Raw genomic sequence first — 17,552 nt, 5'->3', positions numbered from 1 at the left:
ATTAATACGCTGACTTTAATTTGCTTATTTTGTAGGGGTACCTGCACAAGCAAGCTCCTGTTAAAATCCTCCAGGTCAGGAATGAAGCAAAGGTAAAACGGTAGAGCGGACTTGGTGTAGGTACCTGCTATTTAGGAAAAAAAGCAGACGCTACTAGTATTTCTTCAATTGTCGCCAAGGCGATCTGTGATCCAGTAGAAACATTAAAAGCTACCGATAATCTTCAGTTTCTCCAGAACGATGAGGTATTATCGTCGTATAATTATGTATGAGGCATAATTAATTACCGTCTCCCTTCACCTTTTTGAAACTGTTTTTTCTATTCCTTCCTTTAATCTAATCTAGAAATATCCTTCCTTTAATCTTCCTTCCTTTAATCTAGAAATATTTGTAACGAATAAATCATCGCCTACTAAATCTTTTATCCTTCCCAATCGTTTTGATCCATCTTCAATGTTTTGATACATCTTCAATAGAGATAATTGGATACTTTTCAATAAGCTTAATTCACTTGTTCTTCACTCGAACGTAAACAACCTTTTTCACCTTCAAAACGAGTATAATCATATTTTCCGTCTATCGGAAGAAGCGCAATCTAAAGCAAGCATTAACAGGTTTATATCCTTATTTTTATAGCATCTACAGTAAAATTAATGAAAATCCACCTTCATCTCCAACTGAGATACTTAGGTACGTAAGATAGTTGATGAAAAATTTCCACGCTGATACTGGAACAATCATAAATTCTTGAAAAGAAATAGGAGAATGAAGGCCTTTCATCAACCATAAACTATATTCATCATCAGGCATAGTATAAGCATTTATTCCACCTATATAACCCAATAATAGCATTAGCACAAGACGACTTTTATTTTCTGTTCCGTCAATATCAATCATTAAAAGACTTTGATCCATAAAAGACTTTGATCCAGACCCTTTATTTCTGGAGCAATTATTTCATTCACATGCTTTACAGCTTTTAAAACACCATTACCTGAGTATACCCCATTTTATCCACTTCAATAGTAGGATAGAATCTAATATTTGACGGGCAAATGCTCATCTGATTTTCTTGTATGTTTCATTAAAATCAACTATTTCAATAATAGCAGTATCTGCTCCATCTCCCAATCTATACCCTGTTTTAATAATTCTTGTATAACCTCCAGGCCGCTTAGATACTTTTTCTGAAATAGAGTTAAAAAGTTCAGCAACCATTGCTTTGTTATGTAACCGTTTAAATATCATTCGCATAGAATGAATATCTCCCTTTCTACTTTTAGAAATCATTGGTTCTATATACCTCCTTAATGATTTAGCTTTTGCTAGAGTAGTATTTATCCTCTTATGTTTAAGAAGAGAATTAGCCAAATTAGCTAGCATAATTTTTCTATGTGATGAAATTCTTCCTAAGTGATTTATTTTTTTTCCGTGTTTCATTGATGTTATTCTTAATTTTCATCTATATTTAGAAGATCTTTCGATGGATCCATTCCGAAATATAAACCTCTTTTCTTCATTTCAGATTCTAATTCCTCCAATGATTTTCTACCAAAATTCTTCAATTTAAGAATAGTCTCTACATTATAAGAAACTAAATCTGAAAAAGTCTTTATTCCTGCTGATTTAAAGCAGTTCAAAGTACGTTTTCCTAAATTTTCTACATCAGAAATATTTGTTTTTAACAGTCTCCAAATTTTTTCAGTATCCTCCTTTTTAGCTTCTTCAGAAGTTTTTCTTATATCGTCAGAAACAATAGAAAAATGTTGCATTAATATATTTGAAGCTTTTTTTAAGGCCTTTTCTGGAGAAATGGAGCCATCCGTTTTTATTTCTAGCAATAGGGTCTCCAAATTCTTTTTTTTCAACAAACAATATTTTTCTTCTATAGAATATTTAACATTTTTAATAGGGGTATGAATAGAATCCATGAATATAGTACCTAAAGACGACTCTTTTTTCTTATTATTTTCAGCAGGAACATATCCTATCCCTATTTCTATAGTAAAAATAATAGAGAGCGGTTCAGATTTATATTTGTGACAAATAATTAAATCTGGATTCATTACTTTAAATGAAGTCATAAATTTTTCTAGATACCCAGCTGTTACGCATTCATTATCAATAAGATTTGCATAAACAGTCTCAATGTTTTTCTCATTACCGCTTTTTTTAAAGCGTATTTTTTTAAAATTTAGTACAATTTCAGTGACGTCTTCAAGAACTCCTTTTATTGTAGAAAATTCATGTCCTACTCCCTCAATAAAAATTGAGGTAACAGCAAATCCATCCAAAGACGACAAAAGAACTCTTCTTAGAGAATTTCCAATTGTGCAACCAAAACCTGGAGCTAAAGGTTTAATCTGGAAAAGACCAGATTCTTGGTTTGAATTTAAAACTAAAGGTTTATCTGGTTTAATGAAATTTTGTAAATCCATTTCTTTATTTGGAAAAAAGTTCAACAATTAATTGTTCTTTAATATTTTCAGGGATCTGTTCCCTGCTTGGAATACTTTGAAAAATACCCGTCATTTTTTTGCTATCCCAAAACAACCAATCATTTATAGGACGAGTTCTCATACTTAGAGATTTCTGAATTATTGGATGTTTTTTAGATTTTTCTCTAACTTTTATAGTATCTCTAGGTTTTAAGCTAAAAGAGGGTATATTTACTATTCTATCATCCACCATAATATGTCTATGAGAAACTAATTGACGTGCTGAAGCTCTTGATGGAGCCAATCCAAGTCTATAAACCACATTGTCTAAACGAGATTCACAACTCTGTAAAAGTAATTCACCTGTTACACCTTTTTTTTTAGAAGCTTTTTCAAACATATTGAAAAACTGCCGTTCTAATATACCGTATATATGCTTCACTTTCTGTTTTTCAGATAACTGAATAGAATATTCCGATCTTTTTACGATTCCTATTTTTTTTCTATTTAAGCCATGTTGGCCTGGTGGATATTTTTTTCTGCTAAAAGCTTTAGTTTTACCATATAAGGGTTCTCCAAATTTTCGTTCAATTTTTCCTCGAGGTCCTATGTATCTTGCCATATAAATAACTGTTAAATTAAACTCTTCTTTTTTTAGGAGGCCTACATCCATTATGGGGTAAAGGAGTAACATCTCTAATTGCCAGAATTTTAATCCCTGTATTGCTTAAGGCACGTATAGCTGAATCTCTACCAATACCAGGTCCTTGTACAATTACGTCTATTTTTTTTAATCCATATTCCATACCTTCTTTGGCTACGGTTTCTGCTGTTATTTGAGCAGCATAAGGAGTATTTTTTTTTGCCCCCCTAAATCCTATTCTACCAGCTGAAGCCCATGCAATAACGTCTCCTTTCTTATTCGTAAGAGTAATGATAATATTATTAAAAGTAGACTTTATATGAGCCTCTCCAACAGAATCTACAATAACTTTTTTCTTTTTTTTCATATTTTTTACTACTTGAAAGCTTTTTTCTTATTGGCTACAGTTTTTCTCTTACCTTTTCTAGTTCGGCAATTATTTTTTGTTCTTTGTCCTCGAACGGATAAACCTAGTTTGTGTCTAATACCTCTACGACATCTTATGTCAATAAGTCTTTTTATGTTCATCTGATTATATGAACGTAATTCCCCTTCCACCTTAACCATATTCAGAATATGTTTTCTAATATGGTTAATTTGGTCATATGACCAATCTTTCACCTTAATATTCTCATTAATGTTTATCCTAGCTAAAATTTTTCTAGCTGTACTTTTTCCTATTCCATAGATATAGGTTAAACCTATAATCCCCCTTTTGTTTTTCGGTAAATCTACCCCTGAAATTCTAGCCATCTTTAACCTTGTTTTTGTTTAAATTTAGGATTTTTTTTATTGATTATTCGGAGACACCCTTTTCGTTTTACGAATTTACAATCATCGCTTCTTTTTTTTAATGATGTTCTTACTTTCATAGTTTTAATTTCAATATCTATACTTTATTCTAGCTTTGCTTAAATCATAAGCAGAAATTTCAAGTTTCACTTTATCACCTGGGTATAACTTTATATAATGCATTCTCATTTTTCCTGAAATATAAGCAGTTATTATTGATTTATTTTCCAATTCAACGCGAAACATAGCATTAGGGAGAGATTCAATAATTTTTCCGTCAATTTCTATGTATTCTTTATTCCTATCCATAATTTTTCCATAATTTTTGATGATACAAGCTGAGTAGGATATCATAATGATTATTTAAAAAGTAGGGATCAATCTGCTGCATGGTATCTAAAACAGATCCTACTATAATTAGTAGAGAAGTCCCACCATAGAATAAAGCTAAATTCTTAGTCACCCCTATTTTAACAATAAAAGAAGGGAGTATAGCAATAATAACTAGTAAAAATGATCCCGGAATAGTTATTACTGCCAAAATATTATCCAAATAATCCAAAGTTTCTTTACCAGGTTTCACTTTGGGAATATGCCCTCCATCCCTTTTAAGATCATCCGTAATCTGATGAACTGGAATCGTTAAAGCTGTATAAAAAAATGTAAAAAATATAATAAAAATAGAAAAAACTAAATTATACCAAAACCCATAAACATTTTTAAATGTTGATCTTAAATGAGAAGAAAACATCATTGTAAAAAGCATAATAGACTGAGCAAATATAATAGGCATAACGCCTACACTAATGACCTTTAATGGTATATAATGTCGCATAGTAATGATAGAATTCTGTTTTTGATTACTCCCAACGTATTGAACGGGGACTTTCCTTACAGCCTGTATAACCATTATGCAAAAGCAAACAATAAGCAACCATAACAAACATTCAAAAAACAAAAAAAATAATCCTCCACTTGCTCCTAAATGACTAACTATTTCAGTATAAAGAGCGTTTGGAAACCTGTCGATAATCCCGGACATAATAATCAAAGAAACCCCATTTCCTATTCCTTTATCTGTAATATTTTCCCCTATCCAAATTGTGAAAAATGTGCCAACTGTAAGAACTACGATAGAAATAACCCAAAAAAAAACTTTTTCCCAATAAATAGAAAGATCCAAGAGATAAGCTTTAGGTGCATAGGAAAAAGGAATAAATTTTGTTGTTAGAATATTACAATAAGTGGGAGCTTGTATCAAACAAATTATAACTGTTACCATTCTAATTATCCTGTTAATTAGGATTAGGCTACTCTCCCCATCTTTTTTAAGATAAGGAAAAATTAAAGAAATTAAATGTACAAAAATGGAGGAAGATATATAAGGCATAATTCCTAAAGCCAAAACAGATGCTCTACTAAAAGCTCCTCCAGAAAACGAATAGATAATTTGCAGGAGCCCTTTTTCCCCAGTATTTACATTTTCCATAAAATTGTAAATCCCTTGTGGATTTATTCCAGGAAGTGGAACATAAGAACTAAATCTGTAAACTAGAAGAAACCCTAAAGTTATTCCTATTTTATAGCGTAGATCCTCTATTTTCCAAATATTTTTAATAGAACTGAAAAAGTATTCAAATCCTGTCATATATAGTAATAATTTTTCCTCCAGATCTTTTAATAGCTGTTCCAGCTTTATGACTAAACTTATGTGCTGATATTGTAAGTCTTACATTTAATTCACCTCTCCCCAAAATTTTAATTAAATCATTTTTTCCTATTATTCCATAATCTAATAAAACATTTTTCGATACGTTTTTCCCTTCCTTAATTCTTCCTTTATCTACCAAGTACTGTAAAAAATCTATATTAATTACTGTAGACTTTTTTATAAAAGTTTTTTTAAATCCTACTTTTGGGATTCTTCTATGCAAAGGCATCTGTCCTCCTTCGAATCCTAATTTTCTAGAATTTCCAGAACGAGACTTTGCTCCTTTATGTCCACGAGTACATGTTCCCCCTTTTCCAGAACCTTGGCCTCTTCCTAACCTTTTTTTTTTATTTTTTCTATTGCTTTGGTTTAAACTACTTAAATTCATAATTTTTACAATTAAAAAACTATCCATTGTACATTTTATCGATAGATATTCCCCTTCCCTTAGAAATTTCAGAAGCACTTCTCATTTTAACTAAGGCTTTTAGAGCTGCTTTAACCATATTGCAAGGATTAGAAGAACCCTTAGATTTAGATAAGATATTTGGAATTCCAGCTAATTCAAAAACAGCTCTTATTGATCTGCTGGAAAGTATTCCTGTTCCAGGTGAAGCTGGTTTAAGAAAAATTCTTACCCCTCCAAATTTGGCTTCTTGTTCATGTGGGATTGTACCAATAGATATTCTGGGTATTTTTACCAGGTTTTTTTTAGCATCTTCCCCAGCTTTATAAATAGCATCAGAAACTTCTTTAGATTTTCCAAAACCATATCCCACAGTTCCATTTCCATTTCCCCTAACTACAATAGCATTAAAACTGAAACATCTTCTACCTTTTGTTACTTTACATATTCTTTTTACTGAAATTAACCTTTCTTGAAATTCAAATGGCATATTCAAAAATCCAAACCCATTTCTCTAGCTCCTTCAGCTAGAGATTTTATCCTTCCGTGATATAAATATCCGTTTCTATCAAAAACGACTTTTACAAGCCCTAACTTTTTAGCTTTTTCCCCTAAACCTTTCCCAACTTCTCCAGCTAAGTAGACTTTTGTTCCATTTAACGAGGTAAAACATTTTTGACGGGAAGAAACAGATATCAAAGTTATTCCTTTCATATCGTCTATAATTTGAGCATAAATTTCTTTATTACTTTTAAATACAGAAATCCTTGGCCTTTCGGATGTTCCAAAAATCTTTCTAATTCTATTTTTTATTTTTTTTCTACTTTTCTTTTTCATTATTTAAGCTGATTTTCCAGTTTTTCTTCGAATAATTTCTCCAACGTATCTTATTCCTTTTCCTTTGTATGGTTCAGGTTTTCTAAGGTAACGAATTTTAGAAGAAACCATTCCAAGAAGTTGTTTGTCAAAAGATGTAAGAATAATAAAAGGATTTCTACCTTTTTCAGTTCTAGCTTCTATTTTTATTTCAGAAGGATATTTGATGATAATGTTGTGTGAAAAACCCAAATTTAATTCCAGAATATTATCTCTAGCACTAGCAGATGCTCTGTATCCTACTCCAACTAATTCAAGTTCTTTTTTAAATCCTTCCTTAACGCCTATTATCATATTGTTTACTAGTGCGCGATATAAACCATGAAATGCACGATCCTTCTTGTTATTGCTGAACCTTCTAACCAACAAGATTTCTCCTTCAATACTTAATTGAAGATTTTTAGGAATCTCTTTAGATAATTCTCCTAATTTTCCTAGAACCTTTATTCTCTCTTCCTCTATTTTTACAATAACTTCCTTTGGAATTTTAATCGTAAGCTTACCAATTCTAGACATTATAGATTCATTTCAATATACATAACATATAATTTCCCCCCCTATGTTTATTTTTTTGGCTTCTTTATTGGTCATTATTCCTTTAGAAGTCGAAATAATAGCTAGACCTAATCCATTCAAAACACTAGGTAAATTATCAGAACCGCAATATTTTCTCAACCCGGACTTACTTACTCTCTTTAGAGACCTTATAATGGGATTTTTTGTAATTAGGTCATATTTAAGATAAATTTTTATCTTACTTATAGGTTTTATCTCATCTTCAAATTTATATCCGGAAATATATCCTTGATAAAATAAGATCTTAGTTATTTCCTTCTTCATCTTGGATGAAGGAATCGAGACTATCCTATGTCCAGCATTAGAGGCATTCCTAATGCAGGTTAAATAATCAGATATAGGATCTATATTCATATTTTTTTATTAATTACCAACTGGCCTTCCTAACTCCAGGTATAAATCCCTGAGATGCTAATTCCCTAAATTTTATACGAGAAATCCCAAAATCCCTCATATATCCCCTTTTTCTCCCAGAAATACAACATCGATTGCATAATCTAACAGGAGAAGCATTTTTTGGCAACCGCTGCAATCCTTCATAATCCATAGATTTTTTTAAGATTTTACGTTTTTTAGCATACTTTTGCACAATTTTTTCTCTTTTTCTTTGTCTTGCTTTCACAGATTCTTTAGCCATATTATTTTTTTTTCATAATTTTTTTTTAAAAGGAATCCCCAAAAAAGACAATAAAGACCTTGCCTCTTTATCGCTTTTAGCTGAAGTTACAAAAGTAATATTCATTCCTGATATTCTCTTAATATGATCAATATCTATTTCTGGAAAAATAATTTGTTCGAAAATTCCCATGTTGTAATTTCCTTTTCCGTCAAATATAGTTTTGACTCCGTTAAAGTCTCGAATCCTTGGCAAAGCTACCGTAATGAACCTATCTATAAATTCATACATTTTAAGATTACGCAAAGTAACTTTACACCCAATGGGTACATTTTTTCGTAATTTAAAACCGGACTCATCACGTTTGGATAAACAAGTAACTGATTTTTGTCCAGATATAGCTGTAATTTCTTTTAAAGCATGTTCCAAAATTTTTTTATCATAAATAGATGCTCCGAGTCCTTGATTAAGGACCACCTTTTTAAGTCTTGGTACTTCCATCAAAGAACGATACCCAAACTCTTCCATTAAAAGTGGAATAATTTTTTCTTCGTATAAGATCTTAAGTCTTGGAAAATAGTTCATTGAAAATATTTTTTTAGTCAAAGTACTTCAGTGGCAAGTGAAATAATTTTCATATATTCTTTTTTCCTTAATTCTCTAGCTACCGGGCCAAATACTCTAGTTCCTCGCATTTCGCCGGAAGCATGTAAAAGTATGCACGCATTATCATCGAAGTTAATGTAAGATCCATCACTTCTTCGTATTTTTTCTTTTGTTCGAACAATTACAGCTTTCGAAACCTGCCCTTCTTTTACACTTCCTTTAGAAGAAGCTTCTTTCACAGAAACCATAATAGAATCTCCTATATAGGCATATCTTTTTTTACTTCCACCTAGCACACGAATAATTAACGCAATCTTAGCTCCTGTATTATCTGCTACTCTAAGTCTAGATTCTTGTTGAAACATTTTTTCTCAATTTTTATTAATCTCCAACGTTTCTTTTTGCTAAGAGGTCTAGTTTCCATAATTCTTACAATATCATCCTTATTAGCAATATTTTCTTCATCATGTACAGTGTATTTTTTTGTTTTAAAAAGACCTTTTCCATATCTGGGATGATTTATCCTTTTCTCATCATAAACTATGATAGTCTTATTCATTCTATTTTTTAAAACTATCCCTATTCTTTCTTTTCTAGAATTTCTTTTCATATTTTAATATGTTATACGAAATAATAAATTTCGTCTTTATAGGTAATTTATGAGCAGCCAAGCGAAGAGCTTCTTTAGCTGTTTTTAGATCAACTCCATCAACTTCGAAAAGAATCCTGCCTGGTTTAACTACTGCTGCCCAAAATTCTACAGATCCCTTACCCTTCCCCATTCTAACTTCTTGAGGCTTTTTTGTAATTGGTTTATCAGGGAAAATCCGAATGATTAACTTTCCTTCTCTTTTCATATATCTAGTAGCAGCTATTCGTGCAGCTTCTATTTGACGTGAGGTTAACAAAGTTGACCTCAACGCTTTAATAGCATAAATTCCATATGAAAGTTGAGTTCCCCTAATTGCTTTTCCTTTTATCCTTCCTTTTTGTTTTTTATTATATTTAGTCTTTTTAGGTTGCAACATAAGTCAATCAGATAATGGTTGATAATTCTCTTTTCCCATAAACTTCCCCTTTATTTATCCAAACTTTAATCCCTATTCTACCATATGTAGTATGAGCTTCTGCTGTTGCATAATCAATATCCATTCGGAAAGTAGAAAGAGAAATTTTACCCTCTTTGCAATATTCAGTTCGGGCAATTTCAGCTCCATTTAAACGGCCAGAAACTTGGATTTTTATACCATACACGTTATTCTCCTCATTCATCCGCATAGCCGCATAAACGGCCTGTTTAATTACTTTCTTAAACGAAACTCTTTTCTCTATCTGACTTGCAACATTCTTAGCTATTAAACGAGCATCTAACTCAGGTCGTTTAACTTCATGTATATTAACTTGAATATATTTTTTTTTTGTTATTACTTTTAACTCTCTTCTTAACTTATCCACTTCCTCTCCCCCTTTTCCTATAACTAAAGAAGGACGAGAAGTAAAAATAGTAACGGTTAGAAATTTAGGGCGCCTCTCTATGTAAATGAGGGAAACGATTACTTTTAATAAAGATGCTTCGATGTGTTTTCTTATTTTGTAATCTTCTTGTATCCTTTCTGGATAAAGTCCAAACCAACTAGATTTCCACCCAGTAATGATACCTAATCTATTAGATATAGGATTTGTTTTATTCCCCATATTTTCTATTTTCTATTTGAACACTAACGTGATTAAACCTTTTTCTTATTTGGTGGCCTTGTCCCTGAGGTACAGGACGTTGCCTTTTCAAAAAGTACGAATTATCCACGTTAATTTCTTTAACGTACAAATATTCTTCGCTAATGTCTTTGTTTTTCATTTTCCAATTAGCTAAAGCTGAAAACAAAAGTTTCCTCAAATAGTAAGAGGCCTTTTTTTTGTTGTATTCCAAAATACCTAAAGCGCTCTCTATTCCTACACCTCTAATAAGATCTACTACAGAACGCATTTTACGAGGAGATATTGGATTACTTCTCAAAGAAGCATATACTATTTTTTTTTTCTTCCGTTCTTCGGAACTTTTTTTCTTTCTAATGCCCATTTTTTTTTATTTTTTTAATTTTTTCATCTTACTAGATCTAGTTTTTGATCCTGAATGACCACGAAATATTCTAGTCGGAGAAAACTCTCCTAGCTTATGCCCAACCATGTTCTCCGTTATATATACTGGTATATGTTTTTTACCATTATGCACAGCAAAAGTTTGACCAACAAATTCAGGAATAATTGTAGAAGATCTAGACCAAGTTTTGATCAAAACTTTTTTTCCGTATTTCTTATTTGAAAGAACTTTTTCTATTAATTTGTAAAATACAAACGGACCTTTTTTTAAAGAACGTGCCATAATTTTTATACTTACTTTTTATTTTGCTCAATAAAATATTTTTGGTATCGAATAGATTTAGTTCTTAATCCTTTGGAATATAACCCATTTCTACTACGTGGATGTCCACCTGAAGCTTTACCTTCTCCCCCACCCATTGGATGATCAACAGGATTCATTGCTACACCTCTAACACGAGGTCTCCTTCCTAAATTACGTGATCTTCCTGCTTTTCCTGATCTAACCAACTGATGATCTGAGTTAGATACAGAACCTAAAGTAGCAAGGCAAGAAGCAAGAATCCTTCTAATTTCACCTGAAGGTAATTTAACGGTAGCGTATTTTCCTTCTTTAGAAGATAATTGTGCATATGAACCTGCACTCCTAGCAAAAACTGCACCTTTTCCAGGATTTAATTCTATGCAAGAAATTAACGCTCCAAGCGGTATTTGAGACAAAGGAAGAGCGTTTCCTAAATTAGGAGCCATCTCTTTTCCAGAGATTACTTTTTGTCCAATATGGATACCCTCTGTAGTAATAATATATCTTTTTTCACCATCAGCATAAAACAATAAAGATATAAAAGAAGATCTATTAGGATCATATTCAATAGTTTTCACTTTAGCAGGAATTCCAAATTTATTTCTTTGATAATCAATCTTCCTATATTTTCTCTTCTGCCCTCCCCCAACATTACGAATAGTCATTTTACCAGAATTATTTCTCCCTCCCCTCTTCCGTATTCCTTTAGTCAGAGACTTTTCTGGAGTACAGCAAGTGATTTCCTTAAAGCTATTCAATACTTTAAATCTCTGAGATGGAGTAGTTGGTTTAAGTCTTTTTACTGACATATTATTATTTTTTTTTTCTTCTTTTATCTCTTTCTTCTCATATTAAGAATCTCTCCTTTTTTAAGCTCTACTAAAGCCTTTTTTATTTTGTTACGTCGATCATATCGATGCTTCAAGCATCCGAAGGTTCTTACTCGTTTAACAGTAACATTATACAAGTTGGATATTTCATTTTTAATTTTAATTTTGTTAGAATTAGGATTTACTAAGAAAGTGTAAAAAGCCCCTAAATTTCCAATATATACAGATTTCTCTGTAATCCAATATTTAATTAAAATCATAAAACAAAAATACTTACATTAAATTTTTATGGACTTCTTCAAGTGAATCTTCCATTAATAAAATGTTCGAAGCATTTAACAGATCATAACTGCTTACCTCATTATAGGTTGCTAATTTAATCTTTTTTAGATTTCTAGAAGAAAGAAATAAATTTTTATTTGGTTTTCCATAAACCATCAAAACCTTTTTTTTCCTTAGATTGAGTAAACTCAATATACCTAAAAATAGCTTAGTTTTTGGATTTTTTAGTAAAAAATTTTCTATTACTTTTAATTTACCTTCTTTCAATCTTTGACTTAGGATAGAACGTTTAGCCAATTTTTTAAATGATTTATTCAATTTAAATAGGTATTTCTTTGGACTAGGGCCAAAAACTCTCCCTCCTCCTCTAAATAAAGGATTATTTATATCTCCTTTTCTAGAACCTCCTGTTCCTTTTTGACGATGTAACTTTCTAGTACTACCAGAAACTTCACTCCGTTCTTTAGTTTTATGTGTTCCTTGACGTTGTGCAGATAAATATCTCTTTATTTCCATGCTAATAGCATGAGTATTAGGATTTATCCCAAAAACCTGGTCCTGCAAAATTACATTACGTCCTGTTTCTTTTCCATTTATATCAAAAACTTTAACCTCCATATTTTTTAAGAATTAAGTAGGAATATTTAGTTCCAGGAACTGAACCTTTAACAATTAGAAGATTTTTTTCCAAGTCTATTTTTAGTATTCTGAGATTTTTTACTGTAACCCTTCTATTTCCCATTTTACCAGACATTCTAACCCCCTTAAATACCCGTGATGGATCTGATCCAGCTCCAATAGAGCCTGGAGCTCTAAGTCTATTATGTTGACCGTGTGTTCTTTCCCCTACCCCAGAAAAACCATGTCGCTTAACTACTCCTTGAAAGCCCCTTCCTTTGGAAAATCCTGTTACATCGACAAATTCTCCTACATTAAAGGAGTTTACAGTAATTTTTTCTCCTAATCTTAATTTATCGCATTTATTTACATAGAATTCTGCTATTTTTTTCTTTGGATAGACATTTGCTTTTTTAAAATGTCCTAGTAAAGATTTACTGATGTTTTTTTTATTTTTATCTTCAAATCCTAACTGAATCGAAGAATATCCGTCTTTTTCAAGTGTTTTTATCTGAACAATTGAGCAAGGACCAGCTTCTATAACTGTAGAAGGGATGTTTCTCCCTTGTTCATCAAATAAACTGGTCATTCCAATGTTTTTACCTATTATACCTTTCATAAAAAAAATTAATAGATGCTTAAACTTTAATTTCAATTTCAACTCCGCTATACAATTCTATTTTCATCATTGCTTCAACAGTTATAGAATTAGCGTTAACTATTTCTAAATATCTCCTATGTTTGGGCAATAAGTACTGTTCCCTAGATTTTTTATTAACATGTGGAGAACGCAAAACAGTATAAATTTTTTTTTTAGTAGGTAAGGGAATAGGGCCATGAATAATAGATCCAGAACATAATGCAGTTTTTAAAATTTTATTAGTATATGTATCTAGCAATATATGATCATATGACTGCAATTTTATTTTAATTTTTTTATTCATATTCTATTTACTTTTGATTTTTCGATTATTTTTTCAGATATGTTGAATGGAACCTTTTCATAATGAGAAAATTCCATAGTGGATATAGCTCGTCCAGAAGAAAGAGTACGAAGAGAAGTTACATAACCAAACATTTCTGATAGAGGAACTTTAGCTTTAATTATCTTAGTATTATTTTTATCTTCTACGCCTTGCATTATTCCTCTACGTCGGTTAATGTCTCCAACAATATCTCCAATATTTACTTCGGGTGAAACAATTTCTAACTTCATAATAGGTTCTAAAAGAATGGGATTAGCATTTTTTGCAGATTCTTTAAATCCTATTTTAGCAGCGAGTTCAAAAGAAAGCTGATCTGAATCTACTGGATGATGTGAACCATCTATCAAAGTAAGTTTCATAGAATCTACTTCATACCCAGCTAAAGGACCATTTTTCATTGCCTCCCTAAATCCTTTCTCAATAGATAGAATGAATTCTTTCGGAATATTTCCCCCTTTCACCTTATTTACAAATACTAAGCCAGATTCTCCTTTTTCAGTTGGTCCTAAATAAAAAATAATGTCTGCAAATTTTCCACGTCCTCCTGTTTGCTTTTTATACACCTCTCGATGATGAACCGTAGAAGTTAAAGATTCTTTATACTCAACTTGAGGTTTTCCTGGATTAACTTCTACTTTAAATTCTCGCTTCATTCTATCAATTAGAATCTCTAAATGAAGTTCCCCCATTCCAGAAATGATTGTTTGACCGGTTGATAAATCGTTACGTACCTGAAAAGTAGGATCTTCTTCTGATAATTTAGAAAGAGCTAAATTCATCTTATCTTGATCAGCTTTAGACTTAGGTTCGATAGCTAAACCTATCACTGGATCAGGAAAGGATATACTGTCTAAAACAATGGGATAATTCTCATTACAAAGAGTATCTCCAGTCTTAATATCTTTAAAACCAACGACAGCTCCAATATCACCTGATTCAATATTTTCAATTGGATTTTGCTTATTAGCATGCATTTGATATATTCTAGATATGCGTTCTCTACTTCCGGAACGGGAGTTCAGAACATGAGAACCTGCATAAAGAGTCCCTGAATAAACACGAATAAAGGCTAAACGACCTACGTATGGATCTGTAGAAATTTTGAAAGCCAATGCTGAAAAAGGTTGATTATTTCCGGGGCTCCGCTTTTCTTCTTTTTCATTTTTTGGATTCTTTCCAATAATTTCTTTCCTATCAAGTGGAGAAGGAAGAAATTGACATATTGCATTTAATACGCATTGTACTCCCTTGTTTTTAAAAGAGGAGCCACATAACATTGGCGTTATATTCATGTTAATTGTAGCTCTTGTTACCGTTGAAATAATTTCCTCTTCTGATAAAGAATTTTGATCTTCAAAAAATTTCTCCATTAAAGATTCATTGTATTCGACAATCTTCTCTAAAAGTATTCTACGATATTCTTTAACCTTTTTTTTTAAATTTATAGGAACTGGAATTTCTTTATAAGTCATACCAAAATCATCTTCATTCCATACTAAAGCCTTATTAGAAATTAAATCAACTACGCCCTCAAAATACTCTTCCCTACCTATTGGTATTTGCAAAAGCAAAGGCTCTCCTCCAAGAATTTCTTTTACTTGACGACAAACTTCAAAGAAATCAGATCCCTTACGATCCATTTTATTAACGAATCCGATGCGAGGGATACGATATTTATTCGCTTGGCTCCAAATAGTTTCTGATTGAGGTTCAACTCCTTCTACTGCACTAAAAAGTGCAATAATCCCATCTAACACCCGTAGAGATCTTTCCACTTCAACAGTAAAATCTACATGACCTGGAGTGTCAATTATATTGATTTTATATTTTTTTTCACTATACAGCCATTCACAACGAGTGGCTGCTGAAGTTATCGTAATTCCTCTTTCTTGTTCTTGTTCCATCCAATCCATAGTAGCTTCTCCATTATGGACTTCCCCTATTTTATGCGTAATTCCAGCATAGAAAAGAATACGTTCTGTTGTTGTTGTCTTTCCTGCATCGATATGTGCAGCTATTCCTATATTCCTTGTATATTTTAGTATTTTTTCCATTAAAAAATAGAATCATCAAAATCTAAAATGTGAAAATGCTTTATTTGCCTCAGCCATTTTTTGTAGATTTTCTTTACTCTTAACGGCCATTCCTTCACCTTTTGACGCAGCTATACTTTCGATAGCTAATCTATCTGCCATAGACTTTCCTTTTCTTTTTCTTGCAGATTCAATTAAATATTTGATAGCTCTGGTTATCTTAATTTCTGAAGGTAGAATAACAGGAATTTGTATATTGGATCCTCCAACACGACGAGCTTTTATTTCAACATGAGGCATAACATTTTTTAAAGCTTCTTTCCAAATTTCTAATGCTCCCATTTTTTGATTTCCTTTATTTAAATCTATGCTTTTCATAGAATCATAAAATATCTTATATGCTAAGGTTTTTTTTCCCTTTTTAATAATATGACTAACAAAGCGAGTAACTAAGGGGTCATTGAATTTAGAATCCGGTAAATATGTTTTTTTTCTAATTTTTAATTTTCTTAAATAATCTTTTTGATAGATAAATGATTTATTTTTTTTCTTTAGTACGTTTGGTTCCATATTTGCTTCTACTTTTTTTTCGTTTAGATACACCTTCTGTATCTAAACAACCACGCTCTACATGAAGTCTAACTCCTGGAAGATCTCTAGCAATCTTCCCTCCGCTAACTAAAACTATAGAATGCTCCATTAGATTATGCCCTTCACCTCTAATGTAAGCAATTACTTCTTTTCCATTAGTTAATCTTACTCTACAGACTTTCCTCATTGCTGAGTTAGGTTTTTTAGGAGTAGTTGTGTAGACCCGTGTACATACTCCTTTTTTTTGGGGGCAAGAATCTAGAACAAGGGATTTACTCTTTTTTTTCGTTTTATTCCTCCCCTTTCTTATGAGTTGTTGTATTGTTGGCATTATTGTAAGCAAAAATTTCTTCTTCTGAAGATTCAATGTTCAAAACTTCATAAATATATTTAAAAGTGGAAAGCAATCTAGGAAAACCGTCAATTATAGCAACGTTATGTTCAAAATGTGCAGATAGTTTTTTGTCTAGAGTGGAAACTGTCCATCTATCTGTATGAAATTTTATTTTATTAGTTCCTTCGTTAACCATAGGTTCTATGGCTAGAACAAGCCCATCATTTAATTTATTTCCTTTACCAATTTTTCCATAATTAGGAACTAAAGGGGGCTCATGTATTTTTCTGCCTAATCCATGCCCTGTGAATTCTTTTACTACTGTAAATCCATTGTTCTCAACGTAATTTTGAATAGCATATCCAATATCTCCAATAAAATTTCCTTTTATACAAGATTTTATGCCTAGGTATAAAGATTCTTTAGTTATTTTTAATAACCTTTTGGCTTTAAAAGAGACTTCTCCCACTTCGAAAGTGTAAGCTTGATCACTATAAAAATTGTTCATAAAAACTCCGCAATCAATAGAAATAATGTCTCCATTAAGTAACGGCTTATTATTAGGGATTCCATGTACAACTTGCTCGTTGGGAGATACACAAATTGTATGAGAAAATCCGTAAAGACCTAAGAAAGCTGGAATACCACCATAATCCTGAATAAACTCTCTTGCTAAACGATCTAAATAAAGTGTATTAATTCCTGGTTTTATCTCAGATGAGATCATACCGAGTGTTTTAGAAGCAAGAATCGCACTTTTACGAATCAAAATAATTTCCTCTTTTTCTTTAAGATGAATCATCATTCTAAGCG

Annotated in this window: 32 protein-coding genes and 1 other RNA gene; 1 reads left to right on the top strand and 32 read right to left on the bottom strand. The window is 31.6% G+C overall.

Features of this window, described 5'->3' with window-relative positions:
* The first annotated feature begins 33 nt into the window (after positions 1-33).
* An RNA gene (gene ffs, locus VE128_00940) (signal recognition particle sRNA small type) lies at positions 34-131 on the top strand.
* 210 nt (positions 132-341) lie between these two features.
* Here the strand turns inward: ffs and VE128_00935 are convergent.
* From VE128_00935 to map, 32 genes are all read right to left on the bottom strand, one after another.
* On the bottom strand, positions 342-467 hold the full coding sequence (locus tag VE128_00935) for a hypothetical protein (GenBank protein ID HZD84103.1): 126 nt from the start codon (positions 465-467) through the stop codon (positions 342-344).
* 172 nt (positions 468-639) lie between these two features.
* On the bottom strand, positions 640-858 hold the full coding sequence (locus VE128_00930; protein HZD84102.1) for a hypothetical protein: 219 nt from the start codon (positions 856-858) through the stop codon (positions 640-642).
* A 201-nt stretch (positions 859-1,059) separates the two neighbouring features.
* Positions 1,060-1,440: a 50S ribosomal protein L17 gene (gene rplQ, locus VE128_00925; GenBank protein ID HZD84101.1), complete on the bottom strand. Its 381-nt coding sequence runs from the start codon at positions 1,438-1,440 to the stop codon at positions 1,060-1,062.
* Between the two features lie 11 nt (positions 1,441-1,451).
* Positions 1,452-2,438: a DNA-directed RNA polymerase subunit alpha gene (locus tag VE128_00920; protein HZD84100.1), complete on the bottom strand. Its 987-nt coding sequence runs from the start codon at positions 2,436-2,438 to the stop codon at positions 1,452-1,454.
* A 4-nt stretch (positions 2,439-2,442) separates the two neighbouring features.
* Positions 2,443-3,060, bottom strand: a complete 618-nt coding sequence (gene rpsD, locus VE128_00915) for a 30S ribosomal protein S4 (GenBank protein ID HZD84099.1) — start codon at positions 3,058-3,060, stop codon at positions 2,443-2,445.
* Between the two features lie 16 nt (positions 3,061-3,076).
* Positions 3,077-3,448, bottom strand: coding sequence for a 30S ribosomal protein S11 (gene rpsK / locus VE128_00910; protein HZD84098.1), 372 nt, complete (start codon positions 3,446-3,448; stop codon positions 3,077-3,079).
* Positions 3,449-3,456: 8 nt separating this feature from the next.
* On the bottom strand, positions 3,457-3,834 hold the full coding sequence (gene rpsM, locus VE128_00905) for a 30S ribosomal protein S13 (protein HZD84097.1): 378 nt from the start codon (positions 3,832-3,834) through the stop codon (positions 3,457-3,459).
* Positions 3,835-3,836: 2 nt separating this feature from the next.
* The gene (gene rpmJ / locus VE128_00900; GenBank protein HZD84096.1) at positions 3,837-3,953 is read right to left on the bottom strand and encodes a 50S ribosomal protein L36; all 117 of its coding nucleotides are present in this window, start codon (positions 3,951-3,953) and stop codon (positions 3,837-3,839) included.
* 10 nt (positions 3,954-3,963) lie between these two features.
* Positions 3,964-4,182, bottom strand: coding sequence for a translation initiation factor IF-1 (infA, locus tag VE128_00895; GenBank protein ID HZD84095.1), 219 nt, complete (start codon positions 4,180-4,182; stop codon positions 3,964-3,966).
* Complete coding sequence (secY, locus tag VE128_00890; protein HZD84094.1) at positions 4,175-5,521, bottom strand: preprotein translocase subunit SecY; 1,347 nt, start codon at positions 5,519-5,521, stop codon at positions 4,175-4,177. The genes infA and secY overlap by 8 nt, the downstream gene beginning before the upstream one ends.
* A complete protein-coding gene (gene rplO / locus VE128_00885) occupies positions 5,508-5,972 on the bottom strand; it encodes a 50S ribosomal protein L15 (GenBank protein HZD84093.1) in 465 nt (154 codons plus the stop codon). The genes secY and rplO overlap by 14 nt, the downstream gene beginning before the upstream one ends.
* Positions 5,973-5,991: 19 nt before the next feature.
* Positions 5,992-6,480 (bottom strand): 30S ribosomal protein S5, encoded by a 489-nt coding sequence (gene rpsE / locus VE128_00880; protein ID HZD84092.1) that lies wholly within the window; start codon positions 6,478-6,480, stop codon positions 5,992-5,994.
* Positions 6,481-6,482: 2 nt separating this feature from the next.
* The gene (rplR, locus tag VE128_00875; GenBank protein ID HZD84091.1) at positions 6,483-6,827 is read right to left on the bottom strand and encodes a 50S ribosomal protein L18; all 345 of its coding nucleotides are present in this window, start codon (positions 6,825-6,827) and stop codon (positions 6,483-6,485) included.
* Between the two features lie 3 nt (positions 6,828-6,830).
* The gene (gene rplF / locus VE128_00870; protein ID HZD84090.1) at positions 6,831-7,382 is read right to left on the bottom strand and encodes a 50S ribosomal protein L6; all 552 of its coding nucleotides are present in this window, start codon (positions 7,380-7,382) and stop codon (positions 6,831-6,833) included.
* Between the two features lie 12 nt (positions 7,383-7,394).
* Positions 7,395-7,796 (bottom strand): 30S ribosomal protein S8, encoded by a 402-nt coding sequence (rpsH, locus tag VE128_00865; GenBank protein HZD84089.1) that lies wholly within the window; start codon positions 7,794-7,796, stop codon positions 7,395-7,397.
* A gap of 13 nt (positions 7,797-7,809) precedes the next feature.
* On the bottom strand, positions 7,810-8,079 hold the full coding sequence (gene rpsN / locus VE128_00860) for a 30S ribosomal protein S14 (GenBank protein ID HZD84088.1): 270 nt from the start codon (positions 8,077-8,079) through the stop codon (positions 7,810-7,812).
* Between the two features lie 12 nt (positions 8,080-8,091).
* On the bottom strand, positions 8,092-8,643 hold the full coding sequence (gene rplE, locus VE128_00855; GenBank protein ID HZD84087.1) for a 50S ribosomal protein L5: 552 nt from the start codon (positions 8,641-8,643) through the stop codon (positions 8,092-8,094).
* Positions 8,644-8,660: 17 nt separating this feature from the next.
* Entirely contained in the window at positions 8,661-9,029 is a 369-nt protein-coding gene (gene rplN, locus VE128_00850; protein HZD84086.1) for a 50S ribosomal protein L14, read from the bottom strand.
* A complete protein-coding gene (rpsQ, locus tag VE128_00845; GenBank protein ID HZD84085.1) occupies positions 8,999-9,274 on the bottom strand; it encodes a 30S ribosomal protein S17 in 276 nt (91 codons plus the stop codon). The genes rplN and rpsQ overlap by 31 nt, the downstream gene beginning before the upstream one ends.
* A complete protein-coding gene (gene rplP, locus VE128_00840) occupies positions 9,258-9,692 on the bottom strand; it encodes a 50S ribosomal protein L16 (protein HZD84084.1) in 435 nt (144 codons plus the stop codon). The genes rpsQ and rplP overlap by 17 nt, the downstream gene beginning before the upstream one ends.
* Before the next feature lie 7 nt (positions 9,693-9,699).
* A complete protein-coding gene (gene rpsC, locus VE128_00835) occupies positions 9,700-10,359 on the bottom strand; it encodes a 30S ribosomal protein S3 (protein ID HZD84083.1) in 660 nt (219 codons plus the stop codon).
* Positions 10,349-10,741 carry a 50S ribosomal protein L22 gene (gene rplV / locus VE128_00830; GenBank protein ID HZD84082.1) on the bottom strand — a complete coding sequence of 131 codons (393 nt, stop codon included), beginning with the start codon at positions 10,739-10,741 and terminating at the stop codon, positions 10,349-10,351. Before rplV ends, rpsC begins: the two co-directional genes overlap by 11 nt.
* A 6-nt stretch (positions 10,742-10,747) precedes the next feature.
* Positions 10,748-11,044: a 30S ribosomal protein S19 gene (gene rpsS / locus VE128_00825; GenBank protein HZD84081.1), complete on the bottom strand. Its 297-nt coding sequence runs from the start codon at positions 11,042-11,044 to the stop codon at positions 10,748-10,750.
* 11 nt (positions 11,045-11,055) lie between these two features.
* Complete coding sequence (gene rplB, locus VE128_00820) at positions 11,056-11,874, bottom strand: 50S ribosomal protein L2 (GenBank protein HZD84080.1); 819 nt, start codon at positions 11,872-11,874, stop codon at positions 11,056-11,058.
* A 23-nt stretch (positions 11,875-11,897) separates the two neighbouring features.
* Positions 11,898-12,155, bottom strand: a complete 258-nt coding sequence (gene rplW, locus VE128_00815) for a 50S ribosomal protein L23 (protein HZD84079.1) — start codon at positions 12,153-12,155, stop codon at positions 11,898-11,900.
* Between the two features lie 13 nt (positions 12,156-12,168).
* Positions 12,169-12,795, bottom strand: a complete 627-nt coding sequence (gene rplD / locus VE128_00810; protein ID HZD84078.1) for a 50S ribosomal protein L4 — start codon at positions 12,793-12,795, stop codon at positions 12,169-12,171.
* Positions 12,785-13,414 (bottom strand): 50S ribosomal protein L3, encoded by a 630-nt coding sequence (gene rplC / locus VE128_00805; GenBank protein HZD84077.1) that lies wholly within the window; start codon positions 13,412-13,414, stop codon positions 12,785-12,787. Before rplC ends, rplD begins: the two co-directional genes overlap by 11 nt.
* Before the next feature lie 19 nt (positions 13,415-13,433).
* Positions 13,434-13,739 carry a 30S ribosomal protein S10 gene (rpsJ, locus tag VE128_00800; protein HZD84076.1) on the bottom strand — a complete coding sequence of 102 codons (306 nt, stop codon included), beginning with the start codon at positions 13,737-13,739 and terminating at the stop codon, positions 13,434-13,436.
* Positions 13,736-15,835, bottom strand: a complete 2,100-nt coding sequence (gene fusA / locus VE128_00795) for an elongation factor G (GenBank protein HZD84075.1) — start codon at positions 15,833-15,835, stop codon at positions 13,736-13,738. Before fusA ends, rpsJ begins: the two co-directional genes overlap by 4 nt.
* Before the next feature lie 15 nt (positions 15,836-15,850).
* Entirely contained in the window at positions 15,851-16,384 is a 534-nt protein-coding gene (gene rpsG / locus VE128_00790) for a 30S ribosomal protein S7 (GenBank protein HZD84074.1), read from the bottom strand.
* The gene (gene rpsL / locus VE128_00785) at positions 16,353-16,736 is read right to left on the bottom strand and encodes a 30S ribosomal protein S12 (GenBank protein HZD84073.1); all 384 of its coding nucleotides are present in this window, start codon (positions 16,734-16,736) and stop codon (positions 16,353-16,355) included. The genes rpsG and rpsL overlap by 32 nt, the downstream gene beginning before the upstream one ends.
* Positions 16,696-17,541, bottom strand: coding sequence for a type I methionyl aminopeptidase (gene map / locus VE128_00780; protein HZD84072.1), 846 nt, complete (start codon positions 17,539-17,541; stop codon positions 16,696-16,698). Before map ends, rpsL begins: the two co-directional genes overlap by 41 nt.
* Positions 17,542-17,552: the final 11 nt, after the last annotated feature.

The sequence above is a fragment of the Candidatus Angelobacter sp. genome, assembly GCA_035643775.1.
GTDB lineage: Bacteria > Bacteroidota > Bacteroidia > Flavobacteriales > Blattabacteriaceae > DASQPV01.
This window is presented reverse-complemented; position numbering and strand designations above follow the sequence as displayed.